The following is a 1371-nucleotide window of genomic DNA, read 5'->3' as shown; positions in this document are numbered from 1 at the left end:
AATTAATATTTGATAAACGCTGGAGCCGTTCTCTAATTTCCACTTTTTTTATTCCTCGCTTCTAGTTAATATCACTATACTAGCAATGTCAAGATCGCCGTACTCTACTCAAGTAAGCAGCACTTCGCGCTCGAAGCATTATAAATATCGATAAACTGCAAGATACTGTCGATAGCATTAATGCGATCCAAACATAATCTGCATTAATTCTGGGATCGTCCGCTGCGCCGCCAAGCACCCAAACTCCGCTAAAGATTAGAGCACTTGATAAGATTACTACAACTACATTCGTCAAACTCCAAAATATCATTGCCAGCGTCACGAATGAAGCGCGCCCTATTACTTCTCCAGGAAATTTCGAAAGAACCCAGGCGGAAACAATAGTTGGAGCAGTAAAAACTACAGTCGCCCAGGCCGGCAAACTACGACCCTCTGGATCGAATATCCAATCAGAGTACACCGCCGAAATCCACACTAGCGAAAGAACAAATATCGATAGAAGAAACACCAGCAATAGATTTCCAGGCGGTCGCTCGCGAAATTCAATTCGAACTGCTGGCACCAGAGTCATTCCATCTGGAGCAGTATTGTCCCTCAGGCTTCGTATACCGCGTCCATATATGTGCGCAAACTGAGACCCGTGACCGGCACAATCTAACGCGGGATTTAGGTGTTGATCAATTGTTTCGACGTCCTCCATTTTACAAATCATGGCCTTGCGGTCCGTTCGTTCCCTAATAAGCAATGTTTTAGAATCGTACAAGTACATTCCCTCAGGGACGACTAGGTCCTGATGGTAACTCGGAGTCTCGAGAGCGAGAGGCAACTTCAGGTACATTTTTCTTGGTCTAAGTCCAAGGCGAATTCGATTCCGCTCTCCAAATTGACTGCCCTGCTCAGGAAACAACTGTTTAAAACTAAGCGAGACACGATCAAATGAATCCGTCCGTGCGGGTAAGACTGTCCAGATAAGGAAAGATTGAGTGAAGTCATAAACTAAATCAATAAATTGCGTAAGCTCATTCTCGGACACATCTGTTGTACTCAAAAGATCTTCTTTCAGTATCGCGAGATAGGAATGTAGAGATCCTTCTTCGTCCAGATTTCCTAGAGCTACGGGGTGGTCGGAATTGACAGCGGTCAGCACCGAGTCCCAAGTGTTGTCATGCCCAAAGGAAACAGAAGATCCCTTGATCTGATAGTAAATCGAAGTGAGAATCAACAGAGCGAGAGACTTTGATGCGTAATACGGCAACGCACTTTTCGATACCCCGTTAACTTCTATGGTCAACCCAATAAGCCGTTCCCCTTTCTTTACATGGTGAACAATGGCCAAATCTTGGTGATTCTTCGAAATCCTGCTGTACTTCC

1 protein-coding gene is annotated in these 1371 nt (G+C 44.8%); it reads right to left on the bottom strand.

What is annotated here, in order from left to right; all coding sequences use genetic code 11:
- Positions 1-88 precede the first annotated feature (88 nt).
- Positions 89-1371 (bottom strand): hypothetical protein (locus tag ACIQ2D_RS21995; RefSeq protein WP_402867418.1); only part of this gene is annotated, 1283 nt, incomplete at its 5' end.

It is taken from the genome of Lysinibacillus sp. NPDC097287, assembly GCF_044761695.1.
Taxonomy (GTDB): Bacteria; Bacillota; Bacilli; order Bacillales_A; family Planococcaceae; genus Lysinibacillus.
The sequence above is the reverse complement of the archived record's forward strand: the minus strand, read 5'-3'. Positions and strand labels throughout refer to the sequence as shown.